This window comes from Mesorhizobium sp. J8 (assembly GCF_016591715.1).
Classification (GTDB): Bacteria; Pseudomonadota; Alphaproteobacteria; order Rhizobiales; family Rhizobiaceae; genus Mesorhizobium.
This window is the reverse complement of sequence record NZ_AP024109.1, coordinates 3,671,256-3,695,036: the sequence shown is the minus strand read 5'-3', so window position 1 is coordinate 3,695,036 and position 23,781 is coordinate 3,671,256. Positions and strand designations below refer to the sequence as shown.

The window sequence follows — 23,781 nt, the reverse complement described above, 5'->3', positions numbered from 1 at the left end:
TTCAATCGTCGGTCGGACCGCACCAGCCGGGCAGGTAATCCGCATCCTTGCCTTTGGCCAGCGCCAGCGCCTGCTTCATCGCCTTGTCGAAGTTCTTCGCAACCGCATCCTTATCGATGCGCCTACGCAGGAAATCCGCCCAGATGAATTCGCTGAACGGCGTCGTGTCCTTGGCGAAGCCGCCCTGCCGGCGCAATTCGCCCGCCATGCTCCGATAAGGATCATCGACCAGCTCGCCGATGGTTTTTGGAATGGCCGAATAATCGCGACGCCGGCCGTTCTCGTCGAAGGGGTGCATCCAGCCGCGATTGTCGAGCACGAAGAAAAAGGCGTCCTTGTCGAGCGCGGAGAGGTCGCTAATCACGGTCACGAGCACGTCCTTGACGCCTTCCTCGAGCAGGGCGCGGGCGAGATGGTGGTGATCGGTGACGTAGTTGCGGTTTTTCGGACCCAGCACCACCGGCACCACGTGTCTGCCCAGAAAGACACCGGTCTTCTTCTTGGCGTCCTGTGCCCGGATCATCTGGCGCTTCAAAGCAACCTCCCGCATGCCGACCGTGATCTGCGTCGGCCTCAGGTCCTCAACTGGGACCGGGGTGACAATGGGCTCTCGAGGATCGATCATGGCACGCTATCCTGTTTCTTGAGCTGCGGTTTCCCCGGACCAAGCGATCTGATCGCCGCGTCGACGCTGTGGAAAATGCGCTCAGCGCCGACGATGTCGGCAATGCCGAACCGCGTCAGCGCCGCCTGGGCGCGGAGCGATTCCATGCGCGCAATGGCAAAGACCGCGCCTTTGTCGCGACAATGGCTAATCGTGTCGATCAGTGCCTGTGCGGCGGTATAGTCGATCTCGACGATGTTGCTGGCCTCCAGCACCACCAGCTTCACATCCTCGTTCCTGGCGTCGATCAGGTCGCACAGGCCGCGCTTGAACCGGTCGGCGTTGACGAAGGAAAGCGGCGCCTGGAATGCCGCCACCAGCACGCCGGGGTGCCGCTCGCCGGGGCTGGAACCGCTCGGCGGCCACCAGACCGAGGTGCCCGGCACCTGCGCCAGCTCAATCGGTTCCGTGCGCGTCGAGCCCCAGATGCCGTGCAGCAGCGACAGGCCAATGCCGATCGCGACGCCGGTTTCGATCGGCAGCACGACGATGGCGATCATGGTGATCAGGATCAGCGCGAACTCGACCTTCGCCTGGCGCCAGACCTTGGCGAACACCTGCCAGCGCAGGATATGCTGGGCCAGGAACATCAGCACGCCGGCAAGGGCCGCCTGCGGGACGTTGGCCAGCAGGCTGCCGCCGAACGCGCCGAGCGCCAAAACGATGGCCGCCGCGATCAGGCCTGACAGTTGCGAGCGGCCGCCGGTCTGGGCGACGATGGCCGTGCGCGGCGGGCTGGCGTTGACGGCAAAGGCGCCGAACAGGCCGGCCACCATGCTGCCCGCGCCGACGCCGACGAAGTCGCGGTTCACGTCGGTCGCTTCGCCGTCCCGTGGCGGGAAGGCGCGGCTGGTGGCCGCCGTCTGCACCATGACGACGATGGCGATCAGCAGCGCCAGCGGGACAAGCGCCTGCGCGTCGTGGAAGTCGGCGGTCGGCATGCCAGGGGCCGGCAACCCGTTCGGCAAGGCGCCGAGCACCTCGACGCCCCGGTTCCTCAAATCGAAGGCGACAACGCCAAGCGTCGCCAGCACCATGCCGATCAATGCCGCCGGGATCCGCGCGCTGACCTGTCCGGCGGCGAAGACGACTGCGAAGACGCCAAGGCCGATTGCCAGGCACCAGGGATTGGTGAGGTGGAGATTGGCGCCTATCTCGCCGATCCGCCGCACCGTCTCGCCGCTTTCGGGCGGCAGGCCGAGCAAGGAAGGCAATTGCGAGACGATGATATGGATGGAAATGCCGGCGAGGAAACCGGTCGTGACCGGCACGGACAGGAGATCGGCAATCCAGCCGAGACGGAAAATGCCGCTGAGCACCACCAACAGCCCAACCATCAGCGCCAGCATGGCCGCCAGCGCCAGGTAATGCGGCGAGCCCGAGGTGGCGATCAATGCCAGACCGCCGGCGAACAAGGGGGTGATGGTCGAATCCGCGCCCGCCGACAGCTGGCGGTTGGCCCCGAGCAGCGCGAAGGCGACCGAGCCGGCGACGAAGGTGAAAAAGCCAATCTCCGGCGCGAAACCGCCGAGCCGCGCCGTCGCCATCTGCTCGGGAATGGCGATCGCGGCCAGCGTGACGCCTGCCGCCAGGTCGCCATTGAAGTCCTTGACGCTCCAGCCGCTCAGCGCCCGCAAGGGCAGCCATGAGGTCTGGTTCACAGCACTTGGGATTTTTGCCCGATCCATCGCCGCCCTTGCCGCATGACGGCGAAAACGACGGTGGCCATATCGTCGCAATCAGCGGTATCCATTTGAAATTACCATCAAAATTGTCTCTGGAAAAGTCCGGCCGACATTGGAGTTTCGGCGAGGCTTCCTATATAAGCATCCAGTGATTCCCGACTGGATTGTGACCTGATTTGACCGACCAGAAGACACCGCGCGGGCCGGATGGCGGCCCCACCGGCATCGAGCCGATTTCGATCATCGAGGAGATGCAGCGCTCCTATCTCGATTACGCCATGAGCGTGATCGTCAGCCGCGCCTTGCCCGACGTGCGCGACGGCCTGAAGCCCGTGCACCGCCGCATCCTCTACGCCATGCAGGAAGGCGGTTATCACTGGAACCGCAAGCATGTGAAATCGTCGCGTATCGTCGGCGACGTGATGGGTAAATACCATCCGCACGGCGACGCCTCGATCTACGACGCCCTGGTGCGCATGGCACAGGACTGGTCGCTGCGCGTGCCGCTGATCGACGGGCAGGGCAATTTTGGCTCGATCGATGCCGATCCGCCCGCGGCCATGCGCTACACCGAGTCACGGCTGACCAAGGTCGCGCATGAGCTCCTGGAGGATATCGACAAGGAAACGGTCGATTTTCAGGACAATTACGACGGCGCCGAGCAAGAGCCCAAGGTGCTGCCCGCGCGCTTTCCGAACCTTCTGGTCAACGGTTCGGGTGGCATCGCCGTCGGCATGGCCACCAACATCCCGCCGCACAATCTTGCCGAAGTGTGCAACGGGGCGATTGCGATCATCGACAATCCGGGCATCGACCTGCCGGCGCTGATGGAGATCGTGCCCGGCCCGGATTTCCCGACCGGCGGCATCGTGCTAGGCCGCTCGGGCATCTACAGCGCCTATTCCACCGGCCGCGGTTCGATTGTCATGCGCGGCCGTGTCGAGATCGAAAGGCGCGGCAACGACCGTGAATCCATCGTCGTCACCGAAATCCCCTATCAGGTGAACAAGGCAGCGATGATCGAGAAGATGGCCGAACTGGTGCGCGAAAAGCGCATCGACGGCATTTCCGACATACGCGACGAGAGCGACCGCCAGGGCTACCGGGTCGTCATCGAACTGAAGCGCGAGGCCGTCGCCGACGTCATCCTCAACCAGCTCTACCGCTTCACGCCGCTGCAGACCTCGTTCGGCGCCAACATGGTGGCGCTCAACGGCGGCAAGCCGGAAGTGATGACGCTGATCGACATGCTGAAAGCCTTCGTCGGTTTCCGCGAGGAGGTGATCAGCCGCCGTACCAAATACCTGCTGCGCAAGGCGCGCGAGCGGGCGCACGTCCTTGTCGGCTTGGCGATCGCCGTCGCCAACATCGACGAGGTGATCAAGCTGATCCGCACCGCGCCCGATCCGCAGACGGCGCGCGAGCAGTTGATGGAGCGGCGCTGGCCGGCCCATGACGTCGCGCCGCTGATCAAGCTGATCGACGACCCGCGCCACCGCATCAACGAGGACGGCACCTACAATCTCTCCGAGGAACAGGCGCGCGCCATCCTCGACCTGCGCCTGCAGCGCCTGACCGCGCTCGGCCGTGACGAGATCGCCGATGAGCTGAACAAGATCGGCGCGGAGATCATTGATTTCCTTGATATTCTGTCGTCTCGCGCGCGCATCCAGCAGATCGTCAAGGACGAGCTGATAGCGGTCCGGGACGAATTCGGCACGCCGCGCCGCACCGAGCTCTCCGAGGGTGGGGCGGACATGGAAGACGAGGACCTGATCCAGCGCGAGGACATGGTCGTCACCGTCAGCCATTCCGGCTACATCAAGCGCGTGCCTCTGTCGCTCTATCGGGCGCAGCGTCGCGGCGGCAAGGGCCGCTCCGGCATGTCGACCAAGGAAGAGGATTTCGTCACCCGGTTGTTCGTGGCCAACACGCACACCCCGGTGCTGTTCTTCTCTTCGCGCGGCATCGTCTACAAGGAAAAGGTCTGGCGGCTGCCGATCGGCAACCCACAGTCGCGCGGCAAGGCGCTGATCAACATGCTGCCGCTCGAGCAGGGCGAGCGCATCACCACGATCATGCCGCTGCCGGAGGACGAGACCAGCTGGGGCGAGCTCGACGTGATGTTCGCCACCACGCGCGGCACCGTGCGCCGCAACAAGCTGTCCGACTTCGTCCAGGTCAACCGCAACGGCAAGATTGCCATGAAGCTGGAGGAAGAGGGCGACGAGATCCTGGGCGTGGAGACCTGCACCGACAATGACGACGTGCTTCTGACGGCGAATTCCGGCCAGTGCATCCGTTTCCCGGTCTCCGACGTGCGTGTCTTCCAGAGCCGCAATTCCGTGGGCGTGCGCGGCATAAGCATGGCCGAGACCGACCGCATCATCTCGATGTCGATCATCGAGCATGTCGATGCCTCACCCGCCGAGCGCGCAGCCTACCTGAAGCGCGCCGCAACGGAGCGCCGGCTTGCCGCCGGCGGAGCCGGCGAGGAAGAGGAGATCGCGCTCACCAATGAGGAGGTCGGCGAGGAAGCCGAGCTTTCCGACGAGCGTTATGAGTTCCTCAAGGCGCATGAACAGCTCGTGCTGACGGTGACCGAATATGGCTACGGAAAACGCTCGTCATCTTACGACTTCCGCCTGACGGGCCGGGGCGGCAAGGGTATCCGCGCCACCGACGTGTCGAAGACCGCCGAGATCGGCCGCCTGGTCGCGACCTTCCCGGTCGGCAATGACGATCAGATCATGCTGGTTTCGGACGGCGGCACTGTCATCCGGGTGCCGGTCAACGGCATACGGTTCGCCAGCCGCGCCACCAAGGGCGTGACGATCTTCAACACGGCCGAAGGCGAGAGGGTTGTGTCGGTCGAGCGGATTTCGGAGCCGCAGTCTGACGAGGAGGCGGAAGACGTGTCTTCGAGCGAGACTGATGAGGACGATACGGGCGGAAGCGAATAGGGTTCGTCCGGGTCGACCGGCCTTTGGGCCGGCTTGGTCTTGGCGGAGATCAGTGGCGACGGTAGACGTTGCGATGTGCGAAACCATCGAGCCGCTTGGCGTTGGCCTTGACGCGCACCCGCGCCGCTTCCTGGTGCAATCCGAATGCGGTCGCGATCAGCATCACGATGGTCATTGCAGTGGCAAGCATGTAGATCAGCATTTGCGTGTTCTCCTGGGCTTACAACGATGACGTGGGGATTTGGTTTCATCCCTTGAAGCGGCAACCTAGTGAACGCTGCGTGAAACGTTCGTGATTGCCGCGTTCATCTGTCATTCATGGGCGCGAAAAGGTTCACGACCGTCCGATCGATGGATTTGCCATCCTTCGAGAGGCTCGCTAAAGCCTTTCGTCGGAAACGGCGGACCGCTCTGTCTTTTTTGTTTTGCGCAATTCCGGACGGAAAACCGCTCACACTTTTCCTGGAATTGCTCTAGAAGCCTGCCATGACCGAACGCACCGCCCTTTACGCCGGCTCCTTCGACCCGCTGACCAACGGCCATCTCGACGTGCTGAAAGCCTCGCTGGCGGTGGCCGACACCGTCTATGCGGCGATCGGCATCCATCCGGGCAAGAAGCCGTTGTTTTCCTTCGAGGAACGCGTGGAACTGATCGAGGCCGCGACCAAGGCCGAGTTCGGCCGCGACGGTGGTCGCATCAAGGTCGTTGCCTTCGATGGGCTGGTCATCGACGCTGCCCGCAAGCACGGCGCCTCGATCATGATCCGAGGCCTGCGCGACGGTACCGACCTCGATTACGAGATGCAGATGGCCGGCATGAACGAGACGATGGCGCCGGAGTTGCAGACGGTTTTTCTCCCCGCCAGCCCGTCCGTGCGCACCATTACCGCCACACTCGTGCGCCAGATTGCGTCGATGGGCGGCGATATCCGCCCGTTCGTGCCAGCGGCCGTCGCCGGCGCGCTCAACGCCAAGTTCACCAGATAGGCTTTCCCGGAGATCCCTATGCAGCTGAAGAAGCTCGCTTCGTTCCTTGTCGTGCTTGCCGGCCTTTTCGCGGCATCCCTTTTCTCGATATCCGGGCCGGCCGTCGCCGCCGACAAGGAAAACACCATGATCATCACGCTCAAGGACGGCGACGTGACCATCGCGTTGCGTCCCGATCTGGCGCCCAAGCATGTGGCGCAGATCAAGAAGCTGGTGCGCGACGGCGCCTATGACAATGTCGCCTTCCACCGGGTCATCGACGGCTTCATGGCGCAGACCGGCGACGTCAAGTTCGGCAACATGAAGAAGGGCTTCAACCCGCAAGCCGTCGGCACCGGCGGTTCCGATCTTCCCGACCTGCCGGCCGAGTTCTCGCAGAGCGAGCAGTTCACGCGTGGCGTGGTCGGCATGGCCCGATCGCAAGACCCGAACTCGGCGAACTCGCAATTCTTCATCATGTTCGCGCCGGCACCGAACCTCGATGGCCAGTACACCATTGTCGGCAAGGTGGAGAGCGGCATGGAACTCGTCGACAAGATCAAAAAGGGCGACGAGGCCGACAACGGCACGGTCACCGACCCCGACCGCATGATCAAGGTTCGTATCGCCGCCGACGGCAAATAACTCCCTCAATTTCCAAAAGGATTTCTGACATGGCTGAGATCAAGGATCGCGAGAACGCGCTCATCATGGAGACGACCAAGGGCCAGGTCGTCATCGAGATGTATCCCGAGCTGGCGCCCGGGCACGTCGCCCGCATCAAGGAACTGGCGCGTGAAGGCGCCTATGACGGGGTGGTGTTCCATCGTGTCATCGACGGCTTCATGGCGCAGACCGGCGACGTCAAGTTCGGCAACTCCTCGAAGCCAACCTATGCGCCGTCGCGCGCGGGCATGGGCGGCTCCGACAAGCCGGACCTCAAGGCCGAGTTCTCCAACGCCAATCACGGCCGCGGCGCCTGCTCGATGGCCAGAGCCCAGAACCCGAACTCGGCGAACTCGCAGTTCTTCATCTGCTTCGACGACGCCGCCTTCCTCAACCGCCAGTACACGGTTTGGGGCCAGGTCATCGAAGGCATGGAGAATGTCGACAAGATCAAGCGCGGCGAGCCGGTTCAGGATCCCGACAAGATCGTGTCGCTGAAGGTCGCGGCCGACGTCAAGTAAGGCACAAGAACGATGATGGGCGCAGTCTGGTCCCTGCTTGGCATCCTGTCCGGCGCCTTCATCGCCGTCCAGGCGCCGATCAATTCGCAATTGGCGCGCGGCCTCGGTCTTCCGGTCGCGGCGGCGGCGTTCTCCTTCCTGTCGGGCGCGGTTGTGCTTGGTATCATTGCCTTCGCGGTGGTGAGGCTGCAGGGCATCACGCTCGACTGGAAGGCGCCGGCGCCTTGGCTGTTTATCGCCGGCGGCATGCTCGGCGGCTTCTATGTCACGCTCTCCACCATTCTCACGCCGCGCATCGGCGCCGCGGCCCTCATGGCCTTCCTGGTCGCCGGGCAGTTGCTCGCCGGCATGCTGATCGACCGCGTCGGTTTCCTAGGCGTGGCGGTGCGCGAAATCTCGCTTGGCCGCGTCGCTGGCGCCGTGCTCTTGCTTGCCGGGGCGCTGCTCATCCGGCTCTACTGATGCGCGTCGACCTGTTCGACTTCGACCTGCCGGAGGAGCGTATCGCGCTTCGCCCGGCGGAGCCGCGCGACAGCGCCCGATTGCTGGTCGTCAAGCCGGGCGAACCATTGCAGGACCGCATCGTCTTCGATCTGCCGTCGCTGCTGCGCGAAGGCGACGTGCTGGTATTCAACGACACCAAGGTCATTCCGGCCCAACTGAAAGGCATCCGCCGGCGCGGCGAGGCAATGGCGCAGGTCGAGGCGACGCTGCATATGCGGGTGGCGCCGGACCGCTGGCAGGCCTTCATGCGGCCGGGCAAGCGCATCGCTGCCGGCGACCGCATCCATTTCGGCCATGACGGCAACTCCTGCTTCCTTGGCCAGCTCGACGCGACGGTGCTCGAGAAGGGCGAGGCGGGCGAGGCGCTGCTCGGCTTCGACCTGTCCGGGCCGTTCCTCGACGAGGCGCTGCATGCGGTCGGCCACATCCCGCTGCCGCCTTACATCGCCTCGAAGCGAGATGACGACGAGCGCGACCGCGCCGATTACCAGACGATCTATGCCAGGGAAGAGGGCGCGGTCGCTGCGCCCACCGCGGGCCTGCATTTCACGCCGGAGCTGTTTGCCGCGCTCGACGCCAAGGGCATCGAGCGCCGCTTCGTCACGCTGCATGTCGGCGCCGGCACTTTCCTGCCGGTGAAGGCAGACGACACGGCCGATCACAAGATGCATGCCGAGACCGGCTCGGTGAGCCCGGAGACGGCGGCGGCGCTCAACACGGCGAAGGCGCGGGGAGGGCGGATCATCTGCGTCGGCACGACCTCGCTGCGCCTGCTGGAGAGCGCAGCGCGCGCGGACGGCAGGATCGAGCCCTGGTCCGGACCCACCGACATCTTCATCACGCCCGGCTATCGCTTCCGCACCGCCGACATGCTGATGACCAATTTCCATCTGCCGCGCTCGACGCTGTTCATGCTGGTCTCGGCCTTCAGCGGGCTGGAGGCGATGCGTTCGGCCTATGCGCATGCGATCGAGAACCGCTACAGGTTCTATTCCTATGGCGATGCCAGCCTGCTTTTTCGAGCGGAGACAAGCGATGGACGTTGATCTCGAAAGACAGTCGGCGCGCCCGTTGCCGACGGGCAGTTCAATGGCCGAGACTTTTTCCTTCAAGGTGCTTGCCACCGATGGCAAGGCCAGGCGCGGTCTTGTCTCAATGCCGCGCGGCGAAATACGCACGCCGGCCTTCATGCCGGTCGGCACCGGCGGCACCGTCAAAGCCATGTATATGGATCAGGTGCGCGGCGTCGGCGCCGACATCATCCTCGGCAATACCTATCATCTGATGCTGCGGCCTGGCGCAGAGCGCGTGGCGCGGCTCGGCGGTCTGCACGAGTTCGCGCGCTGGCCGCAGCCGATCCTGACCGACAGCGGCGGCTTCCAGGTCATGTCGCTGTCGAAGCTGCGGAAGCTGACCGAGCAGGGCGTCACCTTCCGCTCGCATATCGACGGCGCGCCTTACGAAATGTCGCCGGAGCGGTCGATCGAGATCCAGGGACTGCTCGATTCCGACATCCAGATGCAGCTCGACGAATGCACGGCGCTTCCGGCCAAGCCCAAGGAGATCGAGCGCGCCATGGAATTGTCGCTGCGCTGGGCCGAGCGCTGCAAGACGGCGTTCGGCGAACAGCCGGGCAAGGCGATGTTCGGCATCGTCCAGGGCGGCGACAGCGCGCCGATGCGCATACGCTCGGCGCAGGCGCTGAAGGCGATGGACCTCAAAGGCTATGCCGTCGGCGGGCTTGCGGTCGGCGAGCCGCAGTCGGTGATGCTGGAGATGCTCGACATCACCTGCCCGGAACTGCCAGCCGACAAGCCGCGCTACCTGATGGGCGTCGGGACGCCGGACGATATCCTGAAATCGGTGGCGCGCGGCATCGACATGTTCGACTGCGTGATGCCGACCCGCGCCGGCCGCCACGGTCTTGCCTATACGCGGCGCGGCAAGGTCAATCTCAGGAATGCCCGCCATGCGGACGATCCGCGTCCGCTCGACGAGGAGAGCGACTGCCCGGCCGCGCGCGATTACTCGCGCGCCTATCTGCACCACCTTGTGCGCTCGCAGGAAGCGCTCGGCGCCATGCTGCTGACCTGGAACAATCTGTCTTACTATCAGAAGCTGATGCAGGACATCCGGGCCGCCATCGAGGCGCAGTCCTTCGAAGCGCGCACCGCCGAGATCACCGAAGGCTGGGCGAGGGGCGATGTTCCGGCGCTGTGACGCCGATATCTATTTTTGTCGCAACTCCGCACGGAAATCGCTTCGCGCTTTCCTGAGATTGCTCAGGTGCTGACCGAGTTCGAGGCGCGCAGGCTGCAGCCGGTGATCTTGAAGCTGCCGTCCGGCTGCCGCTGCAGCGTATAGACCGCTTCGTAATCCTTGCCGTCCGGGCCGACGATCAGCACCTGCTGGACGATCGAACCGGGCGCGGTCTCCTCGACCTTGCCGAAGGAATAGGATTGGGGTTTGCGCACCGGCGCGTAACCGTTCGTCACCATGTTCATGAAGGTGTCGACCGTTGGAAAGATCCGCTTCACGTTCGGCGCGGCGAAACTGTAGGCGGTGGCGCCGTCATCGGCGATGAAGGCCTTCAACTGGCTGTCGATGGCGGTCTGCGCGGCCTTGATCTCGGCGTCGCCTGCGAAGGCAAGCGAGATCATCAACATAGGAACAAGAGCTAATGCGAACAACACACGGCGCATGGCCTGCCTCCCGGGAATTCGCTGGCGAACGAATCTAACATACGCAGCGCCGCATGGCGTGGTTTCACCGACCCGCGAAGATTTCGTCGTTTCAGCGCCGGGGGGCGGGATCAGCTACTCTTTGACTTGCGCGGAGGGCAAAGCTTGAAAGCCGGGCGGCAGTCTGCCACAAGGGCCGCTTGATCGTGAAGCAGGCTGGCAGGACCGGGCAATGAAGGCATTTTTCGTGCAGATCAAGTGCGACCTGGGCAAGTCCTATGAGGTCGCCAGCGCGCTCGCCGATGCCGAGATCGCCTCCGAAATCTACTCGACCGCCGGTAATTACGACCTGCTCGCCAAATTCTATATCGACGACGAGGAAGATGTCGGCCACTTCGTCAACGAGCGGGTGCAGGTTCTGCCTGGAATCAAGGACACCTTCACCATCGTGACCTTCCGGGCGTTCTGACCGGGTCTGTCTTTGCCCCGCCGGCAGGCAGGTACTGACCCGGCCTTGCCGCCCATGCCTTGAACAATTTGCATAGAGTGGCCGTCGCGGCTTCCTAAATCGCCGATTGCGCTTGATTTTCTCCGGCAGGGCCAGTGAAATGGCTTCAGAGGGGAGTACGCGATTGGCAGCGTTCGACGAAATGCTTCCGGAAGTCTCCGGATTGAGAAGACCTTATGAGGCTTACGATCGCTGGCTGAAGGAGCAGGACCCGGCCAGGCTCACCCAGAAGATGCAGGACGCCGAGCGCGTCTTCCGCAAGACCGGCATCACCTTTGCCGTCTATGGCGAGCAGGAAGCTTCCGAGCGGCTGATCCCTTTCGACATCGTCCCGCGCATCCTTTCCGGCCAGGAATGGCGGCGGCTGACGCAAGGCATCGAACAGCGCGTGCAGGCGCTGAACGCCTTCCTCGACGACATCTACCATCGCCAGGAGATCCTGCGCGCCGGGCGGGTGCCCAAGGATCTGATCGCCAGGAACGAGGCCTTCCTGCCTGAGATGATCGGCGTCAGGCCGCCGGCCGGCGTCTATACACATATCATCGGCGTCGACATCGTGCGCATCTCGGAGAACGAGTTCTACGTGCTGGAGGACAATGCCCGCACGCCGTCCGGCGTCTCCTATATGCTGGAGAACCGCGAGACGATGATGCAGCTCTTTCCGGAGCTGTTCCAGAAGATCAAGGTGCGGCCGGTCGAGAACTATCCGCAGCTGCTGCGCCAGTCGCTGGCGGCGGTCAGGCCGCAAAGCGCCAAAGGCACGCCGACCATCGCGGTGCTGACGCCGGGTTCCTACAACTCGGCCTATTTCGAGCACGCCTTCCTCGCCGACCAGATGGGCGTGCAACTCGTGGAAGGGCAGGATCTGCGCGTCGTCGACGGCCATGTGGCGATGCGCACGACCGAAGGCTACAAGCAGATCGACGTGCTCTACCGGCGCGTCGACGATGCCTTCCTCGATCCGCTGACGTTCCGGCCGGACTCGGCGCTCGGCGTCCCAGGCATCATGGATGTCTACCGCGCGGGCAACATTACCATCGCCAATGCGCCCGGCACCGGCATCGCCGACGACAAGGCGATCTATTCCTATATGCCGGAGATCGTCGAGTTCTACACCGGCCGCAAGGCGATCCTGGGCAATATCCCGACCTGGCGTTGCTCGGAGCCGGATAGCCTCAAATATGTGCTGGAGCACATCGGCGAGCTGGTGATCAAGGAAGTGCACGGCTCCGGCGGCTACGGCATGCTGGTGGGACCGGCGGCGACCAAGAAGGAATGCGAGGCATTCGCCAAGAAGCTGCAGGCGAAACCCTCCAACTACATCGCCCAGCCGACGCTCGCGCTCTCGACCTGCCCGATCCTGACCGAAAAGGGCCTGTCGCCGCGCCATGTCGACCTTCGGCCATACGTCTTGGTTTCGGACCGTATCCAGATCGTGCCCGGCGGCCTCACGCGCGTTGCCTTGAAGGAAGGTTCGCTGGTTGTGAACTCATCACAAGGTGGCGGCACGAAAGACACTTGGGTGTTGGATGATTGAGATGAGCAGGGGGGGCGCAGCAATCATGAAACGCAATCCTCCCTATTCGCTACTCGCTATTCGCTATTCGCTCGACACCGGAGCAAGCTGAGATGCTTTTGGGCCGCACCGCCAACGGTCTCTACTGGATGAACCGCTATATCGAGCGGGCCGAAAACATGGCGCGTCTCGTCGATGCCGGCCTGCGCATGGCGCTGACGCGTACCCAGGACGCATCCGAGGAGTGGAATTCGGTGCTGCTCAGCGCCGGCTCGGACCTCGCCTTCAGCCAGAAATACCAGGAGTACACCGCCGCCAACGTCTCTGACTTCCTGCTGCGCGACACCTCGAACCCTTCGAGCACGATGTCGTCGATCGAGACGGCGCGCAACAATGCTCGCATGGTGCGCACGGCGCTGACGCGCGAGACCTGGGAAAGCATCAACGAAGCCTGGATGTCGCTGAAGCGCATGCTGGCGAAGCCCATCGACGAGCGGGACCTGCCTACGGTGCTCGACGCTATCAAGCGCGAGACGGCGCTGATCCGCGGCTCGTTCTACGGCACGATGCTGCGCAACGAGATCTTCGATTTCTCGCAGCTCGGCACTTATGTCGAGCGCGCCGACAACACGGCGCGCATCCTCGACGTGAAATATTATGTGCTGCTGCCTTCGCTGTCCTGGGTCGGCTCGACGCTGGACAACTACCAGTGGGAGTCGATCCTGCGTTCGGTGTCGGCGCATCGCTCCTATCGCTGGGTCTATGAAGCCGACTACAAGCCGACGAACATCGCCGACTATCTGATCCTCAATGTGCGCATGCCGCGTTCGCTGACCTTCTGCTACCGGTTCCTGGGCGAGCATTTGAAATTTCTCGCCGACGACTATGGCGAGCGCCACGCCTGCCACGCCACTTACGAGAAGATCCAGGCGATGCTGAGGAAGGGTTCGATCAAGGACATATTCGACCACGGCCTGCACGAGTTCCTGCACGAGTTCATTCGCGACAACACCAGGCTGGGCGACGAGATCGCCCAGGACTACCGGTTCTATTGAGCACAGCCGAGGGCGAGCGCTATGCGGCTCAAGATCACCCATCGCACCGAGTACCGTTACGATCAGCCGGTGCAGTACCTGCTGCAGCGGTTGCGCCTGCTCCCTTCCAGCGGGCGCACGCAGACAGTCGGTTCCTGGGCGATCAAGGTGGACGGCGCGCGCGAGGAGGTGCGCTTCGCCGACCATTTCGGCAACGACACACGGCTGGTGAGCGCCGAGAGCGGCCGGAACTCGATCACCGTCGAGGCCGCGGGCGAGGTGACCACGCATGATACGGCGGGCGTGACGGGGCCGCATCAGGGCTTTGCGCCGCTCTGGCTGTTCGCACAGCAGACGCCGCTCACCGCTGCCGGCAAGGGCATACGCGAATTGGCCGGCGCGGTCGGGCAGGGCACCGAGATCGAGCGATTGCACCGGTTGATGGGGGTGATCCGCGAACGCGTCGCCTACAGACCGGGAACGACCAGCGTCGTGACGCCGGCCGAGGAGGCGCTCGCGCTGAAGTCCGGCGTCTGTCAGGACCACAGCCACATCTTCATCGCCGCCGCCGGCGCGCTTGGTTTTCCCGCCCGTTATGTCAGCGGCTACCTGATGATGGATGCGGCCGTCGAGCAGGCCGCGAGCCATGCCTGGGCCGAGGCTTATGTCGTCGGGCTCGGATGGGTTGCCTTCGACCCGGCGAACGGTATCTCTCCGGACGAACGCTATGTGCGGGTGGCGACGGGGCGCGACTATCGCGACGCCTCGCCAGTGTCGGGCATACTCTTGGGGCAGGCGCAAGAGAAGCTTGCCGTCACCGTCACGGTAGAGCAGTAATCCGCCTCGAATCGCAGGGGGCGGGTTCAGCGTTTGATAGAATCGCCGAGCCGCTCTATCTCTTTGTTTTCACGCAATTCCGGGCAAAAAAACGCTATACGCCTTTCCCGGAGTTGCTCAGCAGAAGAGCGACCATGACCTATTGCGTCGGCCTCAAGATCGATCGCGGGCTCGTATTCATGTCGGACACGCGCACCAATGCCGGCATGGATTCGATCTCGACCTTCAAGAAGATGCATGTGTGGGAAGAGCCGGGCGAGCGCGTGATCGTGCTGATGTCGGCGGGCAATCTTGCCACAACGCAGGCCGTGGTCAGCCTGCTCGACGAACGCAACAAGGCCGCTGGCGACCGTCATCCCAAGCTGCTCGAGACGCCATCCATGTACCAGACGGTGCGGCTGGTCGGTGAGACGGTCAAGGAAGTCATCGAGCATGCCTCGCCGAACGGCGACAAGGCGGATTCCTACTTCAATGCCTCCTTCATCCTAGGCGGCCAGATCAAGGGCAGCTCGCCCAGGCTGTTCATGATCTATCCGGAAGGCAACTTCATCGAGTCGACCGACGACACGCCTTTCTTCCAGATCGGCGAGACGAAATACGGTAAGCCGATCATCATCCGCGCCTATGACCGGACAATGAGCCTAGCCGAAACGGTGAAGCTGCTTCTGGTGTCGTTCGACTCGACGCTGAAATCCAACCTTTCGGTCGGCCTGCCGCTCGACCTGCTGTTCCTGGAACGGGATGCGCTCAGGGTGGGGCTGAACCGACGGATCGGCCAGGATGATCCTTATTACCGAACCATTTCCGATGGCTGGTCCAACGCGCTGAAGATCGCGTTTTCAAATCTGCCCGATTTTCCGGGGTAGGGCTCCTCCCATTCCACCGTTGCGTTGCCATATTTAACATGTTAATTAAATTCGAAGACGGCTCGATCGGCCGTATCTTCGACGGCTGCTGGGAGGAAAAACATGGAGAATGAGGAATTTCGCGACTGGTCCCGGCGGGCTGCCGATTGGGGCGCCGACTACCGCGCGGGCCTGCGTGACCGTCCGGTTCGGCCCGCAATCGCGCCGGGGGAAATCTTCAGGAGCATCGAGGCCTCGCCGCCCGAATTGCCCGAACCGATGGAAAAGATCTTCGCCGATTTCGAAGCCAAGATCGTGCCGGGCATGACGCATTGGCAGCATCCGCGCTTCTTCGCCTATTTCCCGGCCAATGCGGCGCCTGTCTCGGTGGTTGCCGAATATCTGGTCTCGGCGATGGCCGCGCAATGCATGCTGTGGCAGACCTCGCCGGCGGCGACCGAACTCGAGACGCGCATCGTCGACTGGATGCGCCAGGCGCTTGGCCTGCCTGAAGGGTTTTCCGGCGTCATCCAGGATTCGGCCTCGTCGGCGACGCTTGCCGCAGTGCTCACCATGCGCGAGCGGGCGCTCGACTGGCAGGGAAACAAGAAGGGGCTGGCCGGACAGGGCAAGCTGCGCGTCTATTGCTCCGACCAGGTCCACACCTCGATCGATCGCGCCATCTGGGTCTCGGGCATCGGCGAGGACAACCTTGTCCGCATCCCGGTCTCCGGACGTTTTCGCGCGATGGACACGGCGGCCCTGGAGGCGGCGATCCTTGCCGATCGTGAAGCCGGTCTGCTGCCGGCAGGCATCATCGCTTGCGTCGGCGGCACCAGCACCGGCGGCACCGACGACATCGCCGCGGTGGCCGCTGTGGCGAAGCGGCATGGGCTTTACCTGCATGTCGATGCGGCCTGGGCCGGCTCGGCGATGATCTGCCCGGAATACCGGCATTTCTGGGCGGGCGTCGAAGGCGCCGATTCCATCGTCTTCAATCCGCACAAATGGCTCGGCGCCCAGTTCGATTGCTCGATCCAGTTCGTGCGCCAGCCGGAGGATCTCGTGCGCACGCTGGCGATCAAGCCGGATTATCTGAAGACACGCGGCCACGACGGCATCATCAACTATTCGGAATGGTCGGTGCCGCTGGGGCGCCGCTTCCGCGCGCTCAAACTCTGGTTCCTGCTGCGCGCCCATGGCCTCGAGGGCCTGCGCACCATGATCCGCAACCACGTCGCCTGGAGCACAGGGCTTGCCGCGCGCCTCGCCGGGGAAGCGGATTTCGATCTCGCCAGCGAGCCGATGCTTTCGCTGTTCTCGTTCCGTCACCAAGCGCCCTCGGGCGCCGATCCGGACGAGCACAATCTCCGCCTCGTCGACGCCATCAACACCGATGGCCGCATTTACCTGACGCAAACGCGAGTCGATGGGCGCGTGGCGATCCGCTTTCAGGCGGGGCAGTTCGAGGCGACGGCGGCCGATGTCGATGCGGCGTTCGACGTCATAACCGAGATTGCGCGGCGCTCGTCCTGAGACGTCGGAGACGTTCCGCGCCGGTTTGCCTTTTGCAATCAGGTGATTTTCGTTAGCCGGCTTATACCTTTTCTTCGCTTTCGTTTTCCGATATAGACGGAAAAAACGAAAATGGAGGAGCCGGATGTTTCTTTCGCCACGTCACGCCGAAATCATCCAGATGGCGAAAGATCATGGCCGGGTTCTGGTCGACGATCTGGCGACGCATTTCAATGTGACGCCGCAGACCATCCGCAAGGATCTTAACGATCTCTGCGATCAGCGCCTGCTCACCCGCATCCACGGCGGCGCGCTGTTTCCGTCCGGCATCGAGAACATGGAGTATGAGGCGCGCCGCAAGATCGCCGCCGACGAGAAGGAGGCGATCGGCAGCGCGGCGGCGCGGTTGATCCCGGACAATGCCTCGCTGTTTATCAATATCGGCACCACCACCGAGGCCGTCAGCAAGGCGCTGCTCGACCATAGCGGGCTTATGGTGATCACCAATAACATCAATGTTGCCAATAGGATGCGCATATATCCTACGATAGAGGTGGTGATCGCCGGCGGCGTGGTGCGCGGCTCCGACGGGGGCGTTGTCGGCGAAGCGGCCGTCGATTTCATACGCCAGTTCAAGGTCGACTACGCCGTCATCGGCGCCTCAGCGATCGATCATGACGGCGCGCTGCTCGATTTCGATTTCCGCGAAGTGAAGGTGGCGCAGGCCATCATCGCCAATGCGCGTCATGTCATTCTGGTCTCCGACAGGACCAAATTCGAGCGCACGGCACCAGTCCGGATCGGTCACCTTTCGCAGGTGAATACCTTCATCACCGATCGTTGCGACATCCCCTCGATCCGCCGGATCTGCGAGGAGACGGAGGTCCGGCTGATCGAGACCGCGCTCGAATAGGCGTGCATCGCGACCGCTTCACGCTGCTGTGATATTTCGTTTGACATTCGGTTTGAGTTCGAAATAATTCCGACACGGTTTCGTAAAACACAAAAATGGTGCAATGCGAAATCGTTGGAGGACCCTTTGGACGCATCCCCGATCCATGACATTTTCGTCATCGGCGGCGGCATCAATGGCTGCGGCATAGCCCGCGACGCCGTTGGCCGCGGATACTCGGTATACTTGGCCGAAATGAACGACCTGGCGAGCGGGACCTCCTCCGGCTCGACCAAGCTTATCCATGGCGGCCTTCGCTATCTCGAATTCTACGAGTTCCGGCTGGTGCGCGAAGCGCTGATGGAGCGCGAGGTCCTGTGGAAAAACGCGCCGCACATCATCTGGCCGATGCGCTTCGTCCTGCCTTACGCGAAGGGCTTGAGGCCCGCCTGGCTGATCCGGCTCGGGCTGTTCCTTTACGATCATATCGGCGGGCGCAAGCTCTTGCCGGCGACGAAGACGCTGGACATGGCGAGCGATCCGGCAGGCAAGCCGCTCAAGCCATTGTTCCGCAAGGCGTTCGAATATTCGGACGGCTGGGTCAACGATGCGCGCCTGGTGGCGCTGAACGCGCGTGACGCCGCCGACCGGGGCGCCATCATCCGCACCCGCACCAAGGTCGTCAGCGCGCGGCGCGACGGTTCGACCTGGGCCGTCAAGGTGCAGAACGTGTTGAGCGGCGAAACCGAGGAGGTTCGCGCGCGGCTTCTCGTCAACGCCGCCGGCCCATGGGTCGATCACGTGCTCTCGGCCGCCGTCGGCCAGAATGAGGTCCACAATGTCCGCCTCGTGCAAGGCAGCCATATCGTCGTCGCCAAGAAGTTCGACGATCCGCGCGCCTATTTCTTCCAGAACAAGGATGGCCGCATCATCTTCGCCATCCCCTATGAGGAAGAATTCACGCTGATCGGCACCACCGACCGCGACTATCCGGGGGATCCGCACGACGTGAAGATTTCCGACGCCGAGATCGACTATCTGTGCGCCGCGGCGAGCGAGTATTTCGCCGTAGCCGTGAAGCGCTCCGATATCGTCTGGACCTATTCCGCCGTGCGCCCGCTCTATGATGACGGCGCGTCCAAGGCGCAGGAGGCGACGCGCGATTATGTGCTCAAGGCCGATGGCGGGGAGGGCGTCGCCCCGCTTGTCAACGCCTTCGGCGGCAAGATCACGACCTTCCGCCGGCTGGCGGAATCGATGCTTGAGAAGATCGAGGGCTTTCTCGGCAAGCGCGGCAAGCCTTGGACGCATGACGCGCCGCTTCCGGGTGGTGATTTTCCTGCCACCGGTTTCGACGCGCAGGTCGCCAGGCTGAAGAGCGCCTATCCGTTCCTCGATCAGCGGCTGGCTCGCCGCTTCACCCGGCTTTACGGCACGCGCGCGGAAAAGCTGCTCGGGCTCGCCAAGTCGAATGCCGATCTCGGCCGCAATTTCGGCGCCGACCTTTTCGAGGCGGAAGTCCGCTATCTCGTCGAGAACGAATGGGCGGTCACCGCCGAGGACGTGCTGTGGCGCCGCACCAAGCGCGGCCTGCATTTCAGCCGCGAGCAGGCGGCGGCGCTGGAGGAATTCATGCGCGGATTGAGCAACCGTCACGTCGCGGCTGCGGAATGAGGTTCGACCGCTGATGCGCAAGGCCTGGGAGGAGGCGTGATGCTGGAACTGAGGAACGTGACGAAGACAGTCGGCGCGCAGGAGCATATCCGCGACGTGTCGCTGACGCTTCAGCATGGCTCGCTGAACGTGCTCCTCGGACCGACGCTTTCCGGCAAGACCAGCCTGATGCGGCTGATGGCGGGCCTCGACGCGCCGACGTCCGGCTCGGTCTGGTTCGACGGCAAGGACGTCACCGGACAGAAGGTGCAGAAGCGCAACGTCGCCATGGTTTACCAGCAATTCATCAACTACCCGGCGATGACGGTCTACGAGAACATCGCCTCGCCGCTGCGGGTCGCCGGCATCGAGCAGGCCAAGATCGACAAGGAAGTGCGCAATGCGGCGGCGCTCTTGAAGCTGACACCCTATCTCGACCGCACGCCGCTCAACCTGTCCGGAGGACAGCAGCAGCGCACCGCGCTTGCCCGCGCCATCGTCAAGAATGCCAGCCTGGTGCTGCTCGACGAGCCTTTGGCCAATCTCGACTATAAGCTGCGCGAGGAATTGCGCGCCGAATTGCCGAAGATCTTCGCCGCCGCCGGCACCATCTTCGTCTATGCCACGACCGAACCGCACGAAGCGCTGTTGCTCGGCGGCAATACGGCGACGCTCTCGGAAGGCCGCGTCACGCAGTTCGGCCCGACCGTCGACGTGTTCCGCAAGCCCGTCGACCTGGTGACGGCACGGACCTTCGCCGACCCGCCGCTCAACACAATCGTGCTCTCCAAGAAGGGGGCTGACTTCCTGCTTGAAGGCGGCGTCAAGCTGCCGGTGCCGCCGGAGCTCGCCGGCATTGCGGACGCCAGCTACACGATCGGTTTCCAGCCGCATCATCTGTCGCTGGAGCGGCCGAACGCCAGCGCGGTGCCGGTGCGGGCCAAAGTCACCATCACCGAGATCACCGGCTCGGAGAGCTTCGTCCATCTCGATTTCGCCGACGCGCGCTGGGTGATGCTCGCGCATGGCATCCTCGATTTCGAGACGGACGACGAGGTCGAGGTGTTCATCGATCCTCGTCACATAATGGTGTTCGACCAGAACGGCCGCGCCGTGACGGCGTCGAAGCTGGCGGCCTGAGGAGGATCGGATGGCGCGCATCGAGGTCAACCACATCCGCCACTCCTATCTGCCCAACCCGCAGAAGGATTCGGATTTCGCGCTGAAGGAGGTGCACCACACCTTCGAGGATGGCGGCGCCTATGCCCTGCTCGGACCATCCGGCTGCGGCAAGACCACCTTGCTCAACATCATTTCCGGACTGCTGCATCCCTCGCACGGCCAGCTTCTGTTCAACGGCCGGGACGTGACCAACCTGTCGACGCAGGAGCGCAACATCGCGCAGGTGTTCCAGTTCCCGGTCATCTACGACACCATGACCGTCTACGACAATCTGGCCTTCCCGCTGCGCAACCGCCGCGTGCCCGAGACCGACGTCGATCGCAAGGTGCGCGAGACCCTCGATATGATCGATCTCGCTTCGCTGGCGAAGAAGAAGGCGCGCGGGCTCACCGCCGACCAGAAGCAGAAGATCTCGCTCGGGCGCGGCCTGGTGCGCTCGGACGTCAATGCTATCCTGTTCGACGAGCCGCTGACGGTGATCGACCCGCATATGAAATGGGTGCTGCGCTCGCAGTTGAAGCAACTGCACCGCCGCTTCGGTTACACGATGGTCTATGTCACGCATGACCAGACCGAAGCGCTGACTTTCGCCGACCGTGTCGTGGTCATGTATGACGGCGAGATCGTCCAGATCGGCACGCCGGCGGAGCTCTTCGAGCGCCCGCGCCACACTTTCGTCGGCTATTTCATAGGCTCGCCGGGCATGAACGTGCTGCCGGTGTCGCTCGACGGCAGGACGGCGACACTCGGCGCGCAACGCATCGAATTGCCTGGCGTGCCCAAAGCCGAAGCCGGCGCCGTCGAACTCGGCATCCGTCCCGAATATGTGCGGCTCGGCCGTGAAGGCATGGCGGTGCAGGTCAGCAAGGTCGAGGACGTCGGCCGCCACAAGGTCGTGCGCGCCAATCTGGAGGGCAGGGAGATTGCCGCGGTGATCGGCGAGGACGACGAAGTGCCTGCCGAGCCGAAAGTCCGCTTCGATCCGGCCGGCATCAACATCTATGCCGGTTCCTGGCGTGTCGAGATGGGGGCATAGATGGACAAGACCTGGAACAACAAAGCCTGGTTCCTCGTCCTGCCGGTGCTGGTGCTGGTGGCGTTCTCGGCCGTGATCCCGCTGATGACCGTCGTCAACTATTCGGTGCAGGACACGTTCGGCAACAACGTCTTCTTCTGGGCCGGCACCGAGTGGTTCGAGGAATTGCTGCATTCCGACCGCTTCTGGGAAGCGATGGTGCGCAATCTGATCTTCTCCTTCATCATCCTGGCGATCGAAGTGCCGCTCGGCATCTTCATCGCGCTCAACATGCCGAAGAAGGGCTGGGGCGTGCCGGTGTGCCTGGTGCTGATGGCGCTGCCGCTGCTCGTCCCGTGGAACGTCGTCGGCACGATCTGGCAGGTGTTCGGCCGCAACGACATCGGCCTGCTCGGCTACTCCGTCAACGCGCTCGGCATCGACTACAACTACGTCCAGGATCCGTTCGATGCCTGGGTCACCGTCATCGTCATGGATGTCTGGCACTGGACCAGCCTGGTGGTGCTGCTTTGCTACGCCGGCCTGGTCTCCATTCCCGACGCCTTCTACCAGGCGGCCAAGATCGACGGCGCCTCGCGCTGGGCGGTGTTTCGCTACATCCAATTGCCCAAGATGCAGCGCGTGCTCCTGATCGCCGTGCTGCTGCGCTTCATGGATAGCTTCATGATCTATACCGAGCCCTTCGTCGTTACCGGCGGTGGCCCCGGCAATTCGACGACCTTCCTGTCGATCGATCTCGTCAAGACGGCGCTCGGCCAGTTCGACCTCGGCCCGGCGGCAGCCATGTCGCTGGTCTACTTCCTGATCATCCTGTTGTTGTCGTGGGTGTTCTACACCGTGATGACCAACTACGACGCGGAGCGCTGACAGATGGCGAGCGCCAACGAGACGACGCGCGTGAGCGAAACGGCTGTGACCGAGGTGGGCAGCACGCTGTCGCAGGACGAGGTGGCCAAGCTGATGCGCCGCCGCGGCGAGGAATCGCGCTGGTGGTGGATCGTGCCGACGCTCTACATCATCGTGCTTCTCCTGCCGATCTACTGGCTCATCAATATGAGCTTCAAGACCAACCAGGAGATCGTCTCCTCGCTGACGCTCTTTCCGCACGAACCGACGCTGCGCAATTACAGGATCATCTTCACCGATGCGTCCTGGTATTCGGGCTATATCAATTCGATCACCTATGTGGTGATGAACATGGTGATATCGGTGGCCGTGGCATTGCCGGCGGCCTATGCCTTCTCGCGTTACCGCTTCCTCGGCGACAAGCACCTGTTCTTCTGGCTGCTCACCAATCGCATGGCGCCGCCGGCGGTGTTCGCGCTGCCGTTCTTCCAGCTCTATTCCGCCTTCGGCATGATCGACACGCATATCGCGGTGGCGCTGGCGCATTGTCTGTTCAACGTGCCGCTGGCGGTGTGGATCCTCGAAGGCTTCATGTCGGGCGTGCCGAAGGAGATCGACGAGACCGCCTATATCGACGGCTATTCCTTCCCGCGCTTCTTCGTGAAGATCTTCATGCCGCTGATTGCGAGCGGCATCGGCGTCGCCTGCTTCTTCTGCTTCATGTTCTCGTGGGTCGAGCTCCTGATCGCGCGCACGCTGACCACGACCGACGCCAAGCCGATCGCCGCCACCATGACCCGCACGGTCTCCGCCGCCGGCATGGACTGGGGACTGCTCGCCGCGGCCGGCGTGCTGACGCTGATCCCCGGCGCGCTCGTGATCTGGTTTGTCCGCAACTATATCGCCAAGGGCTTTGCCCTGGGGAGGGTCTAAGCCATGAACCTCGACTTCTCCTGGATGGCATGGACGTGGCCGACGGCCGCCTTCTTCGTCGTGATTGCGCTGATGCTCTGCGGCATGGGCGTTTGGGAATATGTCTCGCCCGGCGGCAATCCGCGCGTCGGCGTGTTGCGCTTCGAGACGACGCGCGGCGACCGCCTTTTTGTTTCGCTGCTCGGCAGCGCCTTCATCCATCTCGCTTGGCTGGGTCTGGTAGGACCCAACCTGTGGTGGGCTCTCGCTCTCTCCGTGGTCTACGCCGTTGGCGTGTTCCGATACGTATAGAGGGGGAAATAGTCGGAGCGGCCGCGTGCTGGCGGCTGCTCCG

General features: G+C 63.2%; 24 protein-coding genes. 20 read left to right on the top strand and 4 right to left on the bottom strand.

Annotated features, from left to right (window positions below):
* Position 1: 1 nt before the first annotated feature.
* Together MJ8_RS17765 and MJ8_RS17760 are read right to left on the bottom strand one after the other, a co-directional pair.
* A complete protein-coding gene (locus MJ8_RS17765; RefSeq protein WP_201410127.1) occupies positions 2-625 on the bottom strand; it encodes a ParB-like protein in 624 nt (207 codons plus the stop codon).
* A complete protein-coding gene (locus MJ8_RS17760) occupies positions 622-2,352 on the bottom strand; it encodes a SulP family inorganic anion transporter (protein WP_201410126.1) in 1,731 nt (576 codons plus the stop codon). Before MJ8_RS17760 ends, MJ8_RS17765 begins: the two co-directional genes overlap by 4 nt.
* A 173-nt stretch (positions 2,353-2,525) precedes the next feature.
* Between MJ8_RS17760 and gyrA the strand changes: the two genes are divergently transcribed.
* A complete protein-coding gene (gyrA, locus tag MJ8_RS17755; RefSeq protein ID WP_201410125.1) occupies positions 2,526-5,312 on the top strand; it encodes a DNA gyrase subunit A in 2,787 nt (928 codons plus the stop codon).
* A 49-nt stretch (positions 5,313-5,361) separates the two neighbouring features.
* Here gyrA and MJ8_RS17750 read toward each other — a convergent pair whose 3' ends face one another.
* Complete coding sequence (locus tag MJ8_RS17750) at positions 5,362-5,514, bottom strand: hypothetical protein (protein ID WP_201410124.1); 153 nt, start codon at positions 5,512-5,514, stop codon at positions 5,362-5,364.
* A gap of 284 nt (positions 5,515-5,798) precedes the next feature.
* On the opposite strand from MJ8_RS17750, the gene coaD reads away from it, so the two are divergent.
* From coaD to tgt, 6 genes are all read left to right on the top strand, one after another.
* On the top strand, positions 5,799-6,299 hold the full coding sequence (gene coaD / locus MJ8_RS17745) for a pantetheine-phosphate adenylyltransferase (protein WP_201410123.1): 501 nt from the start codon (positions 5,799-5,801) through the stop codon (positions 6,297-6,299).
* 126 nt (positions 6,300-6,425) lie between these two features.
* Positions 6,426-6,923 carry a peptidylprolyl isomerase gene (locus tag MJ8_RS17740; RefSeq protein WP_225248316.1) on the top strand — a complete coding sequence of 166 codons (498 nt, stop codon included), beginning with the start codon at positions 6,426-6,428 and terminating at the stop codon, positions 6,921-6,923.
* A gap of 29 nt (positions 6,924-6,952) precedes the next feature.
* Positions 6,953-7,465, top strand: coding sequence for a peptidylprolyl isomerase (locus MJ8_RS17735; protein ID WP_040987166.1), 513 nt, complete (start codon positions 6,953-6,955; stop codon positions 7,463-7,465).
* Positions 7,466-7,477: 12 nt separating this feature from the next.
* Positions 7,478-7,927 (top strand): DMT family transporter, encoded by a 450-nt coding sequence (locus tag MJ8_RS17730; RefSeq protein WP_201410121.1) that lies wholly within the window; start codon positions 7,478-7,480, stop codon positions 7,925-7,927.
* Positions 7,927-9,015 carry a tRNA preQ1(34) S-adenosylmethionine ribosyltransferase-isomerase QueA gene (queA, locus tag MJ8_RS17725; protein ID WP_201410120.1) on the top strand — a complete coding sequence of 363 codons (1,089 nt, stop codon included), beginning with the start codon at positions 7,927-7,929 and terminating at the stop codon, positions 9,013-9,015. Before MJ8_RS17730 ends, queA begins: the two co-directional genes overlap by 1 nt.
* A gap of 43 nt (positions 9,016-9,058) precedes the next feature.
* Positions 9,059-10,189, top strand: coding sequence for a tRNA guanosine(34) transglycosylase Tgt (tgt, locus tag MJ8_RS17720; protein WP_201415472.1), 1,131 nt, complete (start codon positions 9,059-9,061; stop codon positions 10,187-10,189).
* 62 nt (positions 10,190-10,251) lie between these two features.
* Here the strand turns inward: tgt and MJ8_RS17715 are convergent, their stop codons facing one another.
* Complete coding sequence (locus MJ8_RS17715; protein ID WP_201410119.1) at positions 10,252-10,671, bottom strand: DUF4864 domain-containing protein; 420 nt, start codon at positions 10,669-10,671, stop codon at positions 10,252-10,254.
* 211 nt (positions 10,672-10,882) lie between these two features.
* Between MJ8_RS17715 and MJ8_RS17710 the strand changes: the two genes are divergently transcribed.
* The 13 genes from MJ8_RS17710 to MJ8_RS17650 all read left to right on the top strand — a co-directional run bounded on the left by MJ8_RS17710 (position 10,883) and on the right by MJ8_RS17650 (position 23,738).
* On the top strand, positions 10,883-11,119 hold the full coding sequence (locus tag MJ8_RS17710) for an Lrp/AsnC ligand binding domain-containing protein (RefSeq protein ID WP_201410118.1): 237 nt from the start codon (positions 10,883-10,885) through the stop codon (positions 11,117-11,119).
* 163 nt (positions 11,120-11,282) lie between these two features.
* Positions 11,283-12,695 carry a circularly permuted type 2 ATP-grasp protein gene (locus MJ8_RS17705; RefSeq protein WP_201410117.1) on the top strand — a complete coding sequence of 471 codons (1,413 nt, stop codon included), beginning with the start codon at positions 11,283-11,285 and terminating at the stop codon, positions 12,693-12,695.
* A 92-nt stretch (positions 12,696-12,787) separates the two neighbouring features.
* Complete coding sequence (locus MJ8_RS17700) at positions 12,788-13,729, top strand: alpha-E domain-containing protein (protein WP_201410116.1); 942 nt, start codon at positions 12,788-12,790, stop codon at positions 13,727-13,729.
* Positions 13,730-13,750: 21 nt separating this feature from the next.
* The gene (locus tag MJ8_RS17695) at positions 13,751-14,545 is read left to right on the top strand and encodes a transglutaminase family protein (protein WP_201410115.1); all 795 of its coding nucleotides are present in this window, start codon (positions 13,751-13,753) and stop codon (positions 14,543-14,545) included.
* A gap of 134 nt (positions 14,546-14,679) precedes the next feature.
* The gene (locus MJ8_RS17690; RefSeq protein WP_201410114.1) at positions 14,680-15,411 is read left to right on the top strand and encodes a peptidase; all 732 of its coding nucleotides are present in this window, start codon (positions 14,680-14,682) and stop codon (positions 15,409-15,411) included.
* Between the two features lie 102 nt (positions 15,412-15,513).
* Positions 15,514-16,926, top strand: a complete 1,413-nt coding sequence (locus MJ8_RS17685; RefSeq protein WP_201410113.1) for a pyridoxal phosphate-dependent decarboxylase family protein — start codon at positions 15,514-15,516, stop codon at positions 16,924-16,926.
* Positions 16,927-17,050: 124 nt separating this feature from the next.
* Entirely contained in the window at positions 17,051-17,818 is a 768-nt protein-coding gene (locus MJ8_RS17680; protein ID WP_201410112.1) for a DeoR/GlpR family DNA-binding transcription regulator, read from the top strand.
* Positions 17,819-17,944: 126 nt separating this feature from the next.
* Complete coding sequence (gene glpD / locus MJ8_RS17675) at positions 17,945-19,471, top strand: glycerol-3-phosphate dehydrogenase (RefSeq protein WP_201410111.1); 1,527 nt, start codon at positions 17,945-17,947, stop codon at positions 19,469-19,471.
* Positions 19,472-19,510: 39 nt separating this feature from the next.
* A complete protein-coding gene (locus MJ8_RS17670) occupies positions 19,511-20,590 on the top strand; it encodes an ABC transporter ATP-binding protein (RefSeq protein WP_201410110.1) in 1,080 nt (359 codons plus the stop codon).
* A gap of 10 nt (positions 20,591-20,600) precedes the next feature.
* A complete protein-coding gene (locus MJ8_RS17665) occupies positions 20,601-21,668 on the top strand; it encodes an ABC transporter ATP-binding protein (protein ID WP_201410109.1) in 1,068 nt (355 codons plus the stop codon).
* Complete coding sequence (locus MJ8_RS17660) at positions 21,669-22,535, top strand: carbohydrate ABC transporter permease (protein WP_201410108.1); 867 nt, start codon at positions 21,669-21,671, stop codon at positions 22,533-22,535.
* A gap of 3 nt (positions 22,536-22,538) precedes the next feature.
* Complete coding sequence (locus MJ8_RS17655; RefSeq protein ID WP_201410107.1) at positions 22,539-23,447, top strand: carbohydrate ABC transporter permease; 909 nt, start codon at positions 22,539-22,541, stop codon at positions 23,445-23,447.
* A 3-nt stretch (positions 23,448-23,450) separates the two neighbouring features.
* Positions 23,451-23,738 carry a DUF2160 domain-containing protein gene (locus MJ8_RS17650; protein WP_201410106.1) on the top strand — a complete coding sequence of 96 codons (288 nt, stop codon included), beginning with the start codon at positions 23,451-23,453 and terminating at the stop codon, positions 23,736-23,738.
* Positions 23,739-23,781 lie beyond the last annotated feature (43 nt).

Excerpts from the sequence above, each read along its gene's own strand:
- MJ8_RS17765 (WP_201410127.1), bottom strand. The coding sequence starts at position 625 with ATGATCGATCCTCGAGAGCCCATTGTCACCCCGGTCCCAGTTGAGGAC.
- MJ8_RS17760 (WP_201410126.1), bottom strand. The coding sequence starts at position 2,352 with ATGGATCGGGCAAAAATCCCAAGTGCTGTGAACCAGACCTCATGGCTG.
- MJ8_RS17750 (WP_201410124.1), bottom strand. The coding sequence starts at position 5,514 with ATGCTGATCTACATGCTTGCCACTGCAATGACCATCGTGATGCTGATC.
- coaD (WP_201410123.1), top strand. The coding sequence starts at position 5,799 with ATGACCGAACGCACCGCCCTTTACGCCGGCTCCTTCGACCCGCTGACC.
- MJ8_RS17740 (WP_225248316.1), top strand. The coding sequence starts at position 6,426 with ATGATCATCACGCTCAAGGACGGCGACGTGACCATCGCGTTGCGTCCC.
- MJ8_RS17735 (WP_040987166.1), top strand. The coding sequence starts at position 6,953 with ATGGCTGAGATCAAGGATCGCGAGAACGCGCTCATCATGGAGACGACC.
- MJ8_RS17730 (WP_201410121.1), top strand. The coding sequence starts at position 7,478 with ATGATGGGCGCAGTCTGGTCCCTGCTTGGCATCCTGTCCGGCGCCTTC.
- queA (WP_201410120.1), top strand. The coding sequence starts at position 7,927 with ATGCGCGTCGACCTGTTCGACTTCGACCTGCCGGAGGAGCGTATCGCG.
- tgt (WP_201415472.1), top strand. The coding sequence starts at position 9,059 with ATGGCCGAGACTTTTTCCTTCAAGGTGCTTGCCACCGATGGCAAGGCC.
- MJ8_RS17715 (WP_201410119.1), bottom strand. The coding sequence starts at position 10,671 with ATGCGCCGTGTGTTGTTCGCATTAGCTCTTGTTCCTATGTTGATGATC.
- MJ8_RS17710 (WP_201410118.1), top strand. The coding sequence starts at position 10,883 with ATGAAGGCATTTTTCGTGCAGATCAAGTGCGACCTGGGCAAGTCCTAT.
- MJ8_RS17700 (WP_201410116.1), top strand. The coding sequence starts at position 12,788 with ATGCTTTTGGGCCGCACCGCCAACGGTCTCTACTGGATGAACCGCTAT.
- MJ8_RS17695 (WP_201410115.1), top strand. The coding sequence starts at position 13,751 with ATGCGGCTCAAGATCACCCATCGCACCGAGTACCGTTACGATCAGCCG.
- MJ8_RS17690 (WP_201410114.1), top strand. The coding sequence starts at position 14,680 with ATGACCTATTGCGTCGGCCTCAAGATCGATCGCGGGCTCGTATTCATG.
- MJ8_RS17685 (WP_201410113.1), top strand. The coding sequence starts at position 15,514 with ATGGAGAATGAGGAATTTCGCGACTGGTCCCGGCGGGCTGCCGATTGG.
- MJ8_RS17680 (WP_201410112.1), top strand. The coding sequence starts at position 17,051 with ATGTTTCTTTCGCCACGTCACGCCGAAATCATCCAGATGGCGAAAGAT.
- MJ8_RS17670 (WP_201410110.1), top strand. The coding sequence starts at position 19,511 with ATGCTGGAACTGAGGAACGTGACGAAGACAGTCGGCGCGCAGGAGCAT.
- MJ8_RS17665 (WP_201410109.1), top strand. The coding sequence starts at position 20,601 with ATGGCGCGCATCGAGGTCAACCACATCCGCCACTCCTATCTGCCCAAC.
- MJ8_RS17660 (WP_201410108.1), top strand. The coding sequence starts at position 21,669 with ATGGACAAGACCTGGAACAACAAAGCCTGGTTCCTCGTCCTGCCGGTG.
- MJ8_RS17655 (WP_201410107.1), top strand. The coding sequence starts at position 22,539 with ATGGCGAGCGCCAACGAGACGACGCGCGTGAGCGAAACGGCTGTGACC.
- MJ8_RS17650 (WP_201410106.1), top strand. The coding sequence starts at position 23,451 with ATGAACCTCGACTTCTCCTGGATGGCATGGACGTGGCCGACGGCCGCC.